The 14,873-nt window shown below is 32.4% G+C and carries 10 protein-coding genes; all 10 read right to left on the bottom strand.

Annotation, left to right across the window (positions count from 1 at the left end):
• Positions 1 to 126: 126 nt before the first annotated feature.
• Positions 127 to 507, bottom strand: coding sequence for a cytochrome C oxidase subunit IV family protein (locus tag OS191_RS12545; RefSeq protein WP_267156058.1), 381 nt, complete (start codon positions 505 to 507; stop codon positions 127 to 129).
• A gap of 23 nt (positions 508 to 530) precedes the next feature.
• Entirely contained in the window at positions 531 to 1,511 is a 981-nt protein-coding gene (locus OS191_RS12540; protein WP_267156057.1) for a cytochrome c oxidase subunit 3, read from the bottom strand.
• A 143-nt stretch (positions 1,512 to 1,654) separates the two neighbouring features.
• Positions 1,655 to 2,236 carry a cytochrome c oxidase subunit 3 gene (locus tag OS191_RS12535; RefSeq protein WP_267156056.1) on the bottom strand — a complete coding sequence of 194 codons (582 nt, stop codon included), beginning with the start codon at positions 2,234 to 2,236 and terminating at the stop codon, positions 1,655 to 1,657.
• A 3-nt stretch (positions 2,237 to 2,239) separates the two neighbouring features.
• On the bottom strand, positions 2,240 to 3,133 hold the full coding sequence (cyoE, locus tag OS191_RS12530; protein ID WP_267156055.1) for a heme o synthase: 894 nt from the start codon (positions 3,131 to 3,133) through the stop codon (positions 2,240 to 2,242).
• 63 nt (positions 3,134 to 3,196) lie between these two features.
• Positions 3,197 to 5,311, bottom strand: coding sequence for a gliding motility outer membrane protein RemB (gene remB / locus OS191_RS12525; RefSeq protein ID WP_267156054.1), 2,115 nt, complete (start codon positions 5,309 to 5,311; stop codon positions 3,197 to 3,199).
• A 122-nt stretch (positions 5,312 to 5,433) separates the two neighbouring features.
• The gene (locus OS191_RS12520; protein WP_267156053.1) at positions 5,434 to 6,153 is read right to left on the bottom strand and encodes an energy transducer TonB; all 720 of its coding nucleotides are present in this window, start codon (positions 6,151 to 6,153) and stop codon (positions 5,434 to 5,436) included.
• A gap of 60 nt (positions 6,154 to 6,213) precedes the next feature.
• Positions 6,214 to 6,528, bottom strand: a complete 315-nt coding sequence (locus OS191_RS12515) for a VanZ family protein (protein ID WP_267156052.1) — start codon at positions 6,526 to 6,528, stop codon at positions 6,214 to 6,216.
• A gap of 58 nt (positions 6,529 to 6,586) precedes the next feature.
• A complete protein-coding gene (gene gcvH, locus OS191_RS12510) occupies positions 6,587 to 6,967 on the bottom strand; it encodes a glycine cleavage system protein GcvH (RefSeq protein WP_267156051.1) in 381 nt (126 codons plus the stop codon).
• A gap of 62 nt (positions 6,968 to 7,029) precedes the next feature.
• Complete coding sequence (gene sov, locus OS191_RS12505) at positions 7,030 to 14,238, bottom strand: T9SS outer membrane translocon Sov/SprA (protein ID WP_267156050.1); 7,209 nt, start codon at positions 14,236 to 14,238, stop codon at positions 7,030 to 7,032.
• A 5-nt stretch (positions 14,239 to 14,243) separates the two neighbouring features.
• Positions 14,244 to 14,825, bottom strand: coding sequence for a Holliday junction branch migration protein RuvA (gene ruvA, locus OS191_RS12500; RefSeq protein ID WP_267156049.1), 582 nt, complete (start codon positions 14,823 to 14,825; stop codon positions 14,244 to 14,246).
• Positions 14,826 to 14,873 lie beyond the last annotated feature (48 nt).

The raw sequence follows: 14,873 nt of genomic DNA, 5'->3' as shown, positions 1-14,873 counted from the left end.
CGATTTTCATCTTGATAAAAACCGATGAATATAAATTATAAACTTACTTTAAGTTTTGTTTTGCAAAAATAAAAAAAGACGGTATATAAACCGTCTTTTAATATCTATTTAACTTTAATAATGTGTTTAAAAATCGTTTTTAACGAAGCCGTTTGTGAAAACACTTCCTACATATCCTCCTTCTTGCAAAAGAATAAATATTAAGTAACAAATCAAGAAAACACCTGTCCAAACAACCATACGTCTTAAGCTTGCTGTTTCATCTCTCATGTGCATGAAGTCCCAAGTAATGTAATAAGCTTTTACTATAGTTAAGATAATGAAAATCCAGTTTAAGATTTTCATTCCTATAAAGTGTCCATTAAGCATTTCAGGTTTATAGATACCTAAAATAACCTCAATTGCTGTTACAATGGATAAAAAGATTAATACACCCCAGATTTTTTGGGTATTGGATTTAAATTTAACTAATCCTCTAAATATTTCTAATTTATGTGTGTCTGCCATGTCTAAAATAAATTATTTAAAAATTATACTAAGTAGAAGAATGTAAATACAAACACCCATACTAAATCCACAAAGTGCCAATACAACCCTACTTTCTCAACCATTTCGTAACTTCCTCTACGCTCGTAAGTTCCTAAAATTACATTAAAGAAAATAATAATGTTTAGCAATACCCCAATAGATACGTGAAAACCGTGAAATCCTGTAATGAAGAAAAAGTAATTTGCAAATAATGGTGGACCATATTCATTTTGAACGAGGTTTGCACCTTCAACCACATTTTTTCCTTTAGTTTTTAATTCTTTTATAGATTCGTTTCTAGACAAAATAGTTTTGTGTCCAGTTGCGTTATCTACATAAGTTGTTTTTACCAATAAATTTGGATTAGCTTCAAAACCTGCTACAACCTCATCAATGGTATAACTTGGTAAACTGCTTTCACTGCTAAACCAAAGTCCATTTTTATTTAAATGTTGTGTACGGTCTACGGGTTGCCCTATAGCAAAATCCTTTAAAGCTACGCGATTTCCATCGGTATCAACAAATTGAATAATATTTCCACCATGAGTACCTACAGCTCCATACTCTCCTTTTATAAAAGTTGTCCATTCATAAGCTTGAGAGCTTAAGAATATAAATCCACCTATAACAGTTAAAAACATATATATGGTGGTTTTTGCTTTATCCATTTTATGTCCGGCATCTACAGCTAAAACCATAGTTACGGAAGACATAATTAAAATAAAAGTCATGAATGCCACGAAAATCATTGGATAATTTCCATGAATAAAAGGAACGTGTGTAAACACATCGTCTGCAATAGGCCAAATTTCGGCAAATTTAAATCTAGAAAATCCGTACGATGCTAAAAACCCTGTGAAGGTTAATGCATCGGAAGTGATGAAAAACCACATCATCAATTTTCCATAACTTGCATTTAAGGGTTTTTTCCCTCCTCCCCAAGTTTTTTCGTCTGTTCCAGTATCTACAACTGTCGTGTTCATATGTTTGGTTTAGTATTTATTTAAAAAAGTTGAACAAAAATAATCAATTTATCTTTCTAACGAAATTTACTCATCTAAAATTTAAGCACTCTAAATAAGGTTTGCCACTGTTTACTTGGCAAGTTGCTAAAAAGCAAGGGTATTTATTTCACAAAGTACAAAAACAAAAAGAGATATATCCATAGTATATCAATAAAATGCCAAAAGGTTGCAGCTAGCTCCATGCCTAACATTTTTGTAGGTTGGTACTTTTGTTTAAAATGATTATAAATTACCACAAGCAAACAAATAAGTCCTACAATAACATGTAAAATATGCACAACAGCTATTAAATAAATATAAGACATGGTAATATTACTAGTTGGTCCAGTAAAATTATATCCTAAATCGATGATTTGTTGAAATCCTAAAAACTGACTGGCAATAAAGACAATTCCAAGAATTAAAGTGGTAAACAACCAAAAAGTTGTTTGTTGTCTTTGATTGTTTTTTAAGGCTTTTTTTGCTAAAATAAAAGTGATACTACTACTTATTATTACAACTGTGCTTATTATAAAAGCGTTTGGTAATTGGAAATCGCTTAGCCAATCTGGCCTGGTGCTACTTACAACAAAAGCACTAGTCCAGCCTGCAAAAGACATGATTAATGATATAATTCCAAACCAGAGCATCATTTTTTTAGCTCTGCCGTGTTTTTCTTCTAATGTACCTTGGGTTAAATCCATGTGTTATCTAATAAACTTATCTATTACGTAAACTATTTGCAACAATGTTATGTAAGACACACTTGCCAACATAAGTTGTTTTGCTGCTAAAACAGTCATTTTTTTATATAATTGAATGGCATAATACAGCATGCCTAATCCTAACAAAAATACAATTATGGCTGAAATTGGCGTTAAGTATAAACTCCCAGTAAAACCAAAAGCTGGAACTATAGAAACTAAAATAGTCCAAACTGTATACATAATGGTTTGTACGGCTGTACCTTTATCTTGTTTTCCGGTAGGCAACATAAAGAAACCTCCTTTTTTATAATCGTCATATAAAAACCATCCTATTGCCCAAAAGTGAGGGAATTGCCAGAAAAACTGAATGGCAAATAAGGTTCCAGGCTCGATTCCAAAATTATTTGTAGCAGCAACCCAACCCAACATAAATGGAATAGCTCCAGGAATGGCTCCAACAAAAACAGATAACGGCGTTTTGGTTTTTAAAGGTGTGTAAGCACAGGTATAAAGAAATATGGAAATAGCTCCAAACATGGCTGTTTGTGGATTGATACTATATAGAATAGCAATTCCTAAAACAGTAAAAATAGAGGCAATAATAAAAGCTATAGTAACGCTCATTCTACCAGCTGCAACAGGCCTATTCTTGGTACGATCCATTAAAGCATCTAAATCTTTTTCAATAATTTGATTAAATGCATTAGAAGCTCCTACCATAAAGTAACCTCCAAAGGCTAAAAGCAATAACGTGGTATAATCTACTGTTTCAACACCTAAAAGATATCCAGCTAAAGAAGAAAAAACCACACTAACCGATAAACGGATTTTAGTGATTTCCTTAAAATCTGAAATAATAGAATGTTTAACCGTTGAAGTGACTGTTTGACTCAAAGTAATAAATGCTTTGCCTGAGGCTTTATATTGCGTTTGCAAAGATACTTTGAAAAGTTAATTCTACAAATCAAAATACCAATTAAATAGGTCTGTTCTAATTCCTATATTAAACCAAAGCGTATTACTATCTAGAGTATTCATTGTTTGGGCTTCGGGATTAAAATCTCTGAAGGTAACATCTGTAAAAATTTTCAGATTGGTTGCCGGATTAATTACATAACCTACTTGCAGATTTGTAAAGAATGTATTGGTTTTATTTCCTTGACCAACTTTAACGCCATTATCAAAAGGTCTTTCGTTATAATTTCTATAGATATCTCCTCCATAACTATAGTTATCGGTACCATCATTAAAATCTAACCCTCTGGTACCCATAACCATTTTAGCATTTCCAAACCAACGCTTGTAATGGTAACGCCCAATAAGAATAAACTCACTAAAATTTGAGCCCCAAAGATGCGCCATAGATTGATTGCTATGACCATAATTTAATACAGTGGTGTTATGCGAATAGGTATACGGTCTTACTCTGTTATATTCTGTTTGAAGCATTAAATTCTTCACTTTAAAAGCGTTGTAGTACTTAAATCCAAGTTGGTAGCCAAATTTATTCTTCCAACTTTTTTCTCCTCCAGTTATATCACTTAACGAAAATTCGTCTAATATAAATTGCCCATAAACATTCATATTATCATTTAATTTATATTTCCCAGACAATCCCATGAGTGCGTTTCCAGCTCCTTGACCAGTTTCAAATTCTATGGCTCTAAAAAATATAATAGGGTTTAAATAATTTATATCGAAGCCCCTATTGTTAGCATTATTCCAAATAACGGATTCAAACAGGCCGATATTTAATCTTTTTGAGACATTCCAACTTAAAAAATGAGTTGCCATATATTTTGGAAAGTAAGCTCCATCTACCTCATATTCTGGCCTTACATCTCTTAACCACATCCAGGTACTTGTATATTTTATTTTCCAAAATGTGGTGTTTAATTTTAAAAATGGATGAGGCGTAGCCACATCACTTATAAATAGCGAACGGTAACCATCTCCAATAAAGTTTTTACCATGTCCAAACTGTACATTCAAAAAATTAAAAGGCGTATAAGACAAGTAGGCTTCAGCTACAGGGTAATCGTAACCATTATTCTTGAATGCTTTTGCTATTCCACGCCCTGGAATTATAGCAGCTTCATCTGCAGCTTTAATAGATTCTGCATATTGATTGTAATATTGCGCAAAACGACCTTGGCTTTCAAAAAAAGACGTGTAAAAACTAAATTTCTTTCCGAAACCTCCTTGAATATTAACCCCTCTAGTGTTATTATAGGTGCTTGAAAAATCTGCTTCGGTATCTTTCCCTACCTCAAAATCGAAAATTGGGTCGATTGTAAACCAATAATCCTTTCCTTCTACTCTTACCAATCTTTCATTCCAAAGCTTTCTTCCAGCAAAGGTTTTTGTGTCTTTTGCTAAACTGTCTATTTCTGCTTGAAAGTTGTAGTAAACGGAAACATCCTCGTACATATAAGGTTTAGATGCTGTATGACTATTAGTACCAACTAAATTGACACTTCTATCGAACTTGGCATAATTATTATGTGTGAAAGGTATATTTAATTGACTTTTATATTCTTTATTTGAAAAAGGTACCAACTTCATGTTTACACTATCATATTCTTTTTTGGCAGCATTTTCTAACTCAGTTAATTCTTTATCTATATCCAGATCTTCATCTTTTAATAAATCTTTTGTAGCAACTGCTTGATTTACTAAAGGAATTTTAATGGCTATGGAATATTGTTTGTAAGTTGGTTTTCCATTATATGTACCTGGTTTTATTTTTGGAAGTTCTCCAAAAACACGTTTGGCTTCTTCTTTTAATTCTTGATATGTAGCATCCACATAAATAACTCGGAAATCACCTTCTTTACTTACTTCAAAGAGCACGACTACATCCCCTTTATAGTTTTCTTCTGTCACCTCTTGAGGGACTTTAAAATTATTAAAGACCTGATTAAAAATCTGGTTATCAAAACACTTTTGTAAGAGTTCTAAATCGACGGATTCGCATTCTGAAAAGACAGGTGGCTTTTCGTATAGAAAGTCGTTTTGAGCATAGACATGTACTTGAAAGAATAAAAAAACAATTACGAAGAACTTCTTCATATCCATATGTAAGATTAATTTGCGTTGAAAGATACTATTTTTTTAATAATGATGATATGAAAAAAAGAAATCCCGTTACAGTTCTTGTAACGGGATTTTATATAATTTAAGACACTAAATTCTTAATTTTGTACTTGGAATTTTATCGGTAAGTAATAAGGTACTCTTACTGCTTTTCCACGTTGTTTTCCTGGTTTCATTTGTGGTAATAAGCTAACTACCCTTATAGCTTCTTGCTCTAATCTTGGATGTGGCGCTCTTGCTTTAATATCTACAATTTCACCAGTTTTATCAATTTTAAAGAACACGCTAATTTTTTGAATACCGCTTAATCCTAAATCTCCAGCTAGGTCTGTGTTGAATTTTTTCTGAATAAACTTTTGCAGCTTTTCGTTCATACAAGCTTTTTTAGCTTCGTTGTTCCCACTTTCGCATCCTGGAAATACTGGAACGTTTTCAATAACTGCAAAAGGAACTTCAATATCTTCTTCTACCTCTTCTACTTCTACCTCTTCTACCTCAACAATCTCTTCTTCTTGACTTGTTTCTGTAGATTCGATAACAGTTTCTTCAACCTCTTCTTCATCTTCAACCACTTCAATCACTTCAGGAGCAGCAGGAGGTGGTGGAGGTGGTGGAGGTGTTTGCAATTGTTCTGTAATTGGAATTTCTTCTTCTAATTCTTCATCAAGATTTAATTGACCAATGTCTATTGCTTCTTTATCATACGTCTTATAATTAATAGTCTGATAAGTTACAAATAACATTAATGCTAAACCAACAGCAAAGAATAGTGAGCTATTACGGCTTACATTTGCTTTAGGATTTTTCTTTTGTTCCATGATTTTTAATTTTCCTGAATGCTAAAATAACCATTTATTTGGCAATAAAGCAAACGATTATTATTTTTTAACGTCTATAATAATTTTGTTATTTATTAAAATAGCTGCAAATAAAACACCTAGTGTGTTTGCTAATATGTCTAACATATCGAAACTTCTGGATGTTGTTAATAGCAATTGCAATACTTCAATAATTATACCAAAACCTACTGAAAGGAGAACACTCCTTAAAATACTCTTGCTTTTACTTAAATTAAATTTGAAATAGAATGAGTTAAACCAAAGCCATGCAAACAAGGCATAAGCTAAAAAATGAAATATTTTATCACTAAATGATGGAACAATATCTTCTACAGATTCTAAATCTAATTTCACTAAACTTAACAATAGCAAAGCTATGGTGTAGGATAGCGAAATTAATAAAGCATTTTTTTTAAGCACCAATTAATTCTTTGTAAGCATCTGCCGACATTAAACCATCTACTTGAGACATATCTGAACATTTTAATTTAATCATCCAGCCTTCTCCATAAGGATCGCTATTTACTTTTTCTGGTTCGTCTTCAAGAGATTCGTTAAATTCGATAATTTCTCCAGAAAGAGGTAAAAATAAATCTGAAACCGTTTTTACAGCTTCTACTGTACCAAAAATTTCTTCAGCATCTAGAGTTTCGTCAACAGTTTCAACTTCTACATATACAATATCTCCTAATTCGCTTTGAGCAAAATCTGTGATACCAATTGTAGCTACATCTCCTTCTATCTTAATCCACTCGTGGTCTTTTGTGTACTTTAAATTTGATGGAATATTCATTTTATATTGTATTTATTTTCGCAAATGTATTTATTCAAAATTATAATATCAAATAGATTTCATTAATTACCAAAATTATATCTTAAAGTAAGTCCTCCACGAATGGTTGTTTGTGGATAAGCCGTTGAAATAGCGTACTCTGAAAACATATAATCGAAGTAGAAAATTCCTGTTAGATTTTTACTAAATGAATAATCTGCCGTGAATTTTCCTGACCAAACCGTTTGACCAGAAGTTATTTGATTGTTTACTACGTCTAAATATCTAATAATAGTTTCGTTTCTTCTATATGATAAATCGGCTTTGAAATTTAAATCACTTACAATTCTTTTTGTAGGTCCTGCTAATTTCGATTTAATCCTAACGTCTTTAATTCTATAACCTAAGCCAATAATGTATTCGTTTCCTTGAATCTCAGTCATTAAATTATTGTCAAAACTTAAAGAAAGTAGTCGGTCTTTTTTAATTTCCGCCAGGATTTTTACAGAATTTTTCATTTCCATATCGATACGAACCAACGGACTAAACATTTCTGTTAAGTTAATATTACTGTAGATAGTTTCGTTTTTAAAGTTCCCTCCTTGATTTAATGCTTCTGGATCCAATGGATCATAATCTAAGTTAGATCTAAATTGATTAATAGTGTAAGAAGCTCGATATCCATGAATTAATGAGAACCTTTTAAAGTTTTTTCTAAACCATTTTAAATTCATTAATCCTGTATATTTAATATCCCAGTTTGGAATTGGGAAATCTTTTATAGCAGATAAGGAAATACCTCCTGCATCTTTTCCTGAATATGCCGACAAGAAAGACGGCAATAATACTGATTGGCTGTTTTTTCCAAAACCTACAGGATATCCTTCTGAATCTAGAGGATAACTAGAATTTCCATAATGTTCTTCGGCCAGTCTATTTGCTACTTTTAATCTATTGGATCTAAAATCGTCAAAAACTGCAGATTGGGTTTCATCACTTTTACTAAAAGCTGTACTAATTAATATGGTAGAAATACTATAGTTACCAAAGGTGTTTGGGGTTAAAGATTCGTATTCTAAACCATTCCCATAATCGTTAATTTTATAGTTTTCAGTATAGTTTTCAGCATACATTCTATTAGCAACTAAATCGATTTTTAAATCGTTAAGAGGTTCTATATTTACCGAATAATCGAGTTGCTGGGTTCTAACGGCAGAATATTGTTCATTAAAATCTTGATAAAGGGTTAACCATCCATTTTTAGCTGCTAAATGTCTTACATCTCTTTGGCTACCAAAGGTAAAGCCAACAGTAGGTTTCATGGTTCCAATAAACCCTGGAGTCCTTAAATATCCTGGTAAATATGTTCCATTAGTTTCAGAATAATTAACCTGTATTCTTTTAACACTTGTTAAAATATCTATTCCAACATTGGCTAATTTCTGTCCGCCATTTTTAGCTTTTGCAGGTTTTGCATCTGAGCCACTTTCAGGCGTTGCTCCACTTCCAGGTCTGGAGGCTGGAGTTGGCGACTTTCTAATGGTTTTCTTTTTAAGTCCTATATAATTATAGAACTTATTCATATTTAACGTGGTATTAATATTATGTCTGTTTGCGTTAGACACTGTATTTCCTAAATCGTAAGTCTGTCCATCTATTTCTAAATCTCCAAATAAATCTGATCCCTTTTGCCATTGGAAATCTCCACTATAAGAGTAAGTTGCATCAATAAAGCTAAAGGTTGGAATTTTATCTATTGGAATATCATAATTTACAGCTAGCTGTTGAAATTGCCTGTTTGGATCACCAAAATCAAAAAAGCCATCCCAAACACCTAAACTAGGGTCTTGTTCTCCATTTATAATATTGTCTTTAAAATAGTTTCTTACAATATTATGGTTAGAAGCCGTTAAGTTTAGTTGAAGTGATTTTGTTAAATTATAATTGATTGAATATTCATAATCGAAGGTGTAATTTCTTCTATAAAATTCATCTAAACCAATATTATTCCCTGTTAATTCTATTTCTCTAAATTTTTGTTGATTGAACTGACGGTTAATATTTGTATTAACAGTAAACATAGAAGGTAAGGGATTAAAATTAAAATCTTTTAATAATTTCCAATACTCTCCATTAAATAAGGAGTCATTCTTTTTAAATGGTTCTATAGAAACAGGTTGAAAATTGTAGGCATAATTTACTCCTGTTCTTACGGTTTGATCGATTGAATTTTCTATTTCAAAATCTCTATGTTTAATTTTATTGTAAGAATAATTAAAGGTCAGGTTTTCTACATCGTAAAAACGAGGTTTTGAATCGTTGGTTTTTATTTTTCTAACCCCTATAAAGTTTATACTCTTACGTTTGGTATAATTTTCTGACTGTTCTCTTATTACCTCTTTTTCGTCGTCTGTATCTGCTGCTTCAAGTCTAGATTCTAGAGTTAAATCCTTATAATATTGATCGTACTTAGGAGTAATTAACTCTTCACCCTGTCCATAATTAAATGGAATTTGAATTCCCCATTTTGGAGGTAATAATTGTCCAACATTGACATTAGTTACTACATCGTATTGTTCTACATCCTCACGACTTCTTTGATTAGGCCCTTGTTCTATAGATCCAAACCCTGTAGTACTTTTTCTTCCTGTGGCACTTACATTAGCAAAATCGGCAAAGTTGGTATCTACGGTTAAAATAGCTGCCCAACCTCCTTCGTTATCCATGTCTGATAAACGTAATTCGTTAAACCATAACTCTCCACATTTATCTACTCCAGATGCATTTTTAACTCCAACCATTAAGGTTCTAATATCCCCAAAATTTGGATTACCAATAATGGCGATACGCTGTTGTCCTAAAGTGTAGGGAGAATATTCTGGCACTGGGTTTTCACTTAATACATCGTCGATAACATCATAAAATGTTGGTGTTGTATTGCCTAAGGTTCCATTACTTATTCCTTCAGATTTTATATTCTGTAGTAATTCTAACGCTAAGTTAATTTCGTTTTCTTCAGGCCATAATAACTCTCTGGTTGTTCCATCGCTTACTTTTAATGGCACTTCTATTTGGTAGTAGTTCTGGGTTAAATCGTTACCCATTCTAATAAAACCAACTAAATCTTCATCTTGTAGTCCTGAAATATCACCTTCCTGAGCATGCATAAACATTCTTAAACGCTTGTACTGACGCATGTCTATATTAATATTTTTATAAACGGCTCTGGCATCATGAGATTCTAAATCGCATACGTCTAATACTAGAGATTGCTCATTCTGACGAATCACTGTATTATTATTATAAAACTCTTCTGGATCTACTCCTGGAGGTGAAATATAAATACCATCGTTTTCTATAGTTCCAATAATTCCAACGCTAAATTCTGTATCATCTAAAGCCGGGTCTCCTCCGTCTTCATCTAATGTTAGGTTGTATCTTCTCCAATCGCTTCTAACCAAATCTAAGGTTCCAAAACGGAAAACAGTTTTTTCAGAAAACTCTTTTAAATACATACGTGAAAAACGAATAGATCTAAGATCTGAAATACCTCCAATGGCTCCTGTATAATCTTCTACTGGAATTCTAAACTGAATCCAACGTGGTGTTACGGTTTGGCCATTAGGCAATGTTCTAACCTCGTCTTCTTTAATGTCAACAATAAATGGGTTATTAATATTTAAAGTTCCTGGTGTTAAATCTAATTCGTATTCGTAATAACTATCTATGGTATTCATTGTGTTATCACGATTTATATCTTCTACATCTGGTTGAGTTGTAGACCCTCTATTGGTGTCTGAAAACTCATCAGGAGAGTTTCCTTCTAGTCCATTATAACGCTTATAGCGATCAAAAATATCACCTTCTGCGCTTAAAAAATATTCGTAATTATCATTGGAAGGATCTGGCAAAGATGCATAATCTGAAAATATTAGCGCTTCTTCAGCATCATTATAACCATCAAAACCTACGTCTTGATTTGCTCGTTGATCTCCTGTTGTATCGAAAGCATAAATTAAAGACTGGTTTTGAGGATAGACCGTTTCCCAAGAAGGAGAGGTTGGCAACACACCAATAACATTTCCATCTGGTGGCAATCCATTTTCATATATTTTTCTACCATCTTTAACAACATCTTCAGAAATATTTCCAAGGTTAAATACTAGTTTTCCACCAGGGTTTGAAGTATTTTCTTGAAATGGGTCTTGTAACCAGAATTCAATATACTCTACGTTTGATTGCTCAAAATCTGTAGATGTTAATGCTCTTGTAATTCCAGCCCAACTTCTTTGTGGATCTAATAAAGTATTATTACTAATATCTACATTGGTAGTTTGGAAATTATAAGGTCCTCTTTCTGTAGGATAAAAAGCTAAATCTAAAGTATTAACAACGGTTGTTTGTCCTTGAGCAATATCTTGATTAGGAAATAATTCTTCGATAAAAACACGACTGGTGTATAAATCTGAAATATCATCGTCTGTAATACCATCAGGACTTCGATTACCATAGAAAATTGGATCAATATTGTACCAGTTTAGTAATGCTCTATCGTAACCTTGTTCAATACCATTTACATTATCGTCGTTAGCATTGATGCCCTGTGGACGACTTGAAATAAACCAAGATTGAGGCGATTTTATATCTATGGAATTCTGTGAACCTTCAAAATCATCAATATAAGATGTGGCTTCTCCATTAAATTCTGTTCCTTTTGGCGCTCCTGGAGCTAAATAAGCAAATTCTCCTCTAACAGCTAGATTAGAAGGTACGTCTGTATCAATATTTGGCAATTTATTAACCAATCTGGTAAAAAATGGTACTTCGGTAGAATAGTTTCCATTAATTCCAAAAATATGATTATTAATTGGCTCTTGTGCGTAGTTTGCTTTTTGGGTTATAGGTCTTTCATTTAAATGTAACCAAGTAGCACCTAGGACAAAATTTTCATTGAATTTATGCTCGACATTAAATCCAGTAAAACGTTTTGTTTGTTGTCCAAAAACGGCATTATTTTCTGTTGTAACCTGAATAGGTGTGTTTGAAGCTTTTAAGGCTTCATCTAAAATTTGAACAGTACCTTGCTGATAATTTACGGTATAATCTATACCTTCTACCAGCATTCTTCCACCTGCAGTTACTTTTACAGACCCTCTAGGCACATTAAAAGCTCCAATTGGAATTCCATCTCCTCCCGAAGATTTATAACGCCCCTTCATTTTAAACTTATTCTTATCTGCAGCTTCTAATGCTGCTGTTTTGGTTTCTTTATAAAGGATATCATAAACATATTTAGACTGGTTATCGTTGTAGGTTAGATCGTTGTTATAGTCTTCTCCTCCTCCAACTGATAATTTATCGAATAAATACTTTCCAAAAGGTTCTGCTTTAGTAAAGATTATTTTTCCATTTTGAGGTATCACTGTCATTCCAGGAACAAAATCGAAAAAGCCATCTCCATTTGTTTGTGGATCGCCATTAAAATTTAATCTATCTAAATTAAATAGACGTAATAAAGTTGTATTCTGAATTAAATCTTCTGGAGGTGTGCTTGCAGTTACTGGTGCTCCATTAATATCGACACCAAATGAGTTTCCATCAACTGGGGAAATAAAGTTTAATGGCGAGGCTTCGTTGTAGAAAATATTTAATTTAAAATCCTCTTGACTTAATTGGTAGGCTCCAGTGTTATAGATATTCTTCATCATTAAGTCCCAAATAGGTTGATTGGTATTTGTAATTGGACTTTTTAATAATTTCAGAATTAAATTGTTGTTAGTTACTGTTGAAATCCCTCCTGGGTCTGTACTTACACCTGTAGCATCTAAACCATCGTTTGCAAATTCTCCAACTTGATATACTTGTCCTCCAACGGTATATTGAAAGGATACAGCTAAAATTTCATCGTTATTTAACCTTTGATTTAAAGAGATATAACCTAGTTGAGAGTTTAAAGTATACTCTTGACCTTCCTGTAATTTTCTGGCATTCTCTAATTTTGCATAATCTGACCCTTCACTAACTAAGGTAGTTAATACACCAAACCCTTGTTGTACCGTTGCAATATCTCTAATTTGTTGGGTTAGAACGGAACCTGAACCAATTCTTGTTGGATCGTAATCGTTATTTCCGTTATTAGGAAATGCATTTGGCCCTACATTAATAAATCCTGGAGGCACAGGTTGCAATAAGATATTGTTAGCATTTGGATCAGGATTAGATTCACCTAAATCCTGTAGAGCGACTATATTTCTAACGTTTTCTGTATTATTATTTCTATTGGTTATCCAAACTTCAATTCTTGTAATTTGAACATTTGAATTTATAAACGGGTAGTTTTCAAGCGATTTATCGAAATTATCTCTAAAGTAATGCGCTAAGAAATAGTGTCTGTTTTCATCGTAATCTCTGGCGAAGAAATCAAACTCCTCAATAGTTCCTCCTCCTTGTGCTACTACGGTTCTGGTATCTGATTTTTGTTCTGAAAAGACTCCAGTAATTGTTGTTTTACCAAACTGAAGTTGGGCTTTTACACCAAATAAACTTTGAGCTCCTGTAATTAACGAACTATTCAAAGGCATACTTACATTACCTACTTCAATTTTCTGGATAATATCGTCTTCGGTAGGTGTATACTCAAGTTTTATCAGATTCTGAAAATCGAAAGTGGATTCTGTATCATAGTTTGCTGTAACCTGTAATCTGGTTCCAACTTTACCTAATAAACTCAAACTAATTCTTTGGTCAAAATCAAAAGTAAAATTACTTCTGTTTTGAGGTGAAAACGTTGGGTTGTCTTGTTTGGTAAACAAAACTCCTAAATCCATTTCAACAGAACCTTGAGGTACTACATTTATAGTATTTCCTCCAAATATAGTTTCAAACAAACCAGACCTCACATAAAATTCTGGAAGTAAGTTTTTTTGCTCTTCTTCCGAACCATCTTTCTTACCTTCGTAAGCATCTATCTTTTGCTTGTAGTATTCTTTTAAATTTTCTTGTAAAACAAGCTCCCTGTATTCTTCGGGAGTTAAAATTATTGGATAATTAATATTGAACCTTCCAACCGTTTCTGTATAAATATATCTATCTGTAAGTGGGTCGTAAGTATATTTAGTCTCTATACTTGACGGATTAGGCATATTTATATTTCCTAAGGTAAATCCTGTACTTGTAGAATCTTGAGGTGTTGGTGTTATTTGAGAAAAAGAGTATAAACTAAAAAGCAAGAAAATGCTAAATAGAATATATTGTCTGTTGGTTTTTAAATAATTATGGTTGGTTGTCCTCAAATCTTTTATAAATTTTTTAAAGCCTGTTTTATAATTACTTCGACACTTGCATCAGGTTGATTTGACATAATTTTATCTACTACGCGCTCGGATTGTTTTTTATTGAAACCTAGAACTTCTAAAGCAGATAACGCTTCATCCTTATTTGTATTGTTTTGTTGGGTTGAAAGTTCGTCAATATCATAAACTTTCAAAATTTTATCTTTTAAATCCAAAATTACTCGTTGAGCTGTTTTTGCACCAATTCCTTTTATAGATTGAATTAAAGCCACATCTCCAACAGCTATTCCTTCTCTAACTTGTTTTGGAGTTAAAGAAGATAACATGGTTCTAGCCGTACTTGCTCCTACGCCACTAACAGAAATTAATAATCTAAAAATTTCTCTTTCGGCCAATGATGAAAACCCAAACAAGGTATGTGAGTCTTCTTTAACCTGAAGGTGCGTAAATAATTTTAAATTTTCTTGATTAGGAATCTGTGAAAACGTATGTAAAGAAATATTTAATAAATAGCCTACACCATTACAATCTATAACAACATCGGTTGGATTTTTCTCAACAAGTTTCCCTTGAATATGTGTAATCATTAACAAAACTTTAATAAACTCTCAAATGTAATAAAATAATTCGCATTT

Source organism: Xanthomarina sp. F2636L, assembly GCF_026410195.1.
Lineage (GTDB): Bacteria > Bacteroidota > Bacteroidia > Flavobacteriales > Flavobacteriaceae > Xanthomarina.
This window is presented reverse-complemented; position numbering and strand designations above follow the sequence as displayed.

Bases quoted from the DNA above. Each gene is read 5' to 3' on its own strand.
- OS191_RS12545 (WP_267156058.1), bottom strand. From the start codon at position 507: ATGGCAGACACACATAAATTAGAAATATTTAGAGGATTAGTTAAATTT.
- OS191_RS12520 (WP_267156053.1), bottom strand. From the start codon at position 6,153: ATGGAACAAAAGAAAAATCCTAAAGCAAATGTAAGCCGTAATAGCTCA.
- remB (WP_267156054.1), bottom strand. From the start codon at position 5,311: ATGAAGAAGTTCTTCGTAATTGTTTTTTTATTCTTTCAAGTACATGTC.
- gcvH (WP_267156051.1), bottom strand. From the start codon at position 6,967: ATGAATATTCCATCAAATTTAAAGTACACAAAAGACCACGAGTGGATT.
- OS191_RS12535 (WP_267156056.1), bottom strand. From the start codon at position 2,236: ATGGATTTAACCCAAGGTACATTAGAAGAAAAACACGGCAGAGCTAAA.
- ruvA (WP_267156049.1), bottom strand. From the start codon at position 14,825: ATGATTACACATATTCAAGGGAAACTTGTTGAGAAAAATCCAACCGAT.
- OS191_RS12540 (WP_267156057.1), bottom strand. From the start codon at position 1,511: ATGAACACGACAGTTGTAGATACTGGAACAGACGAAAAAACTTGGGGA.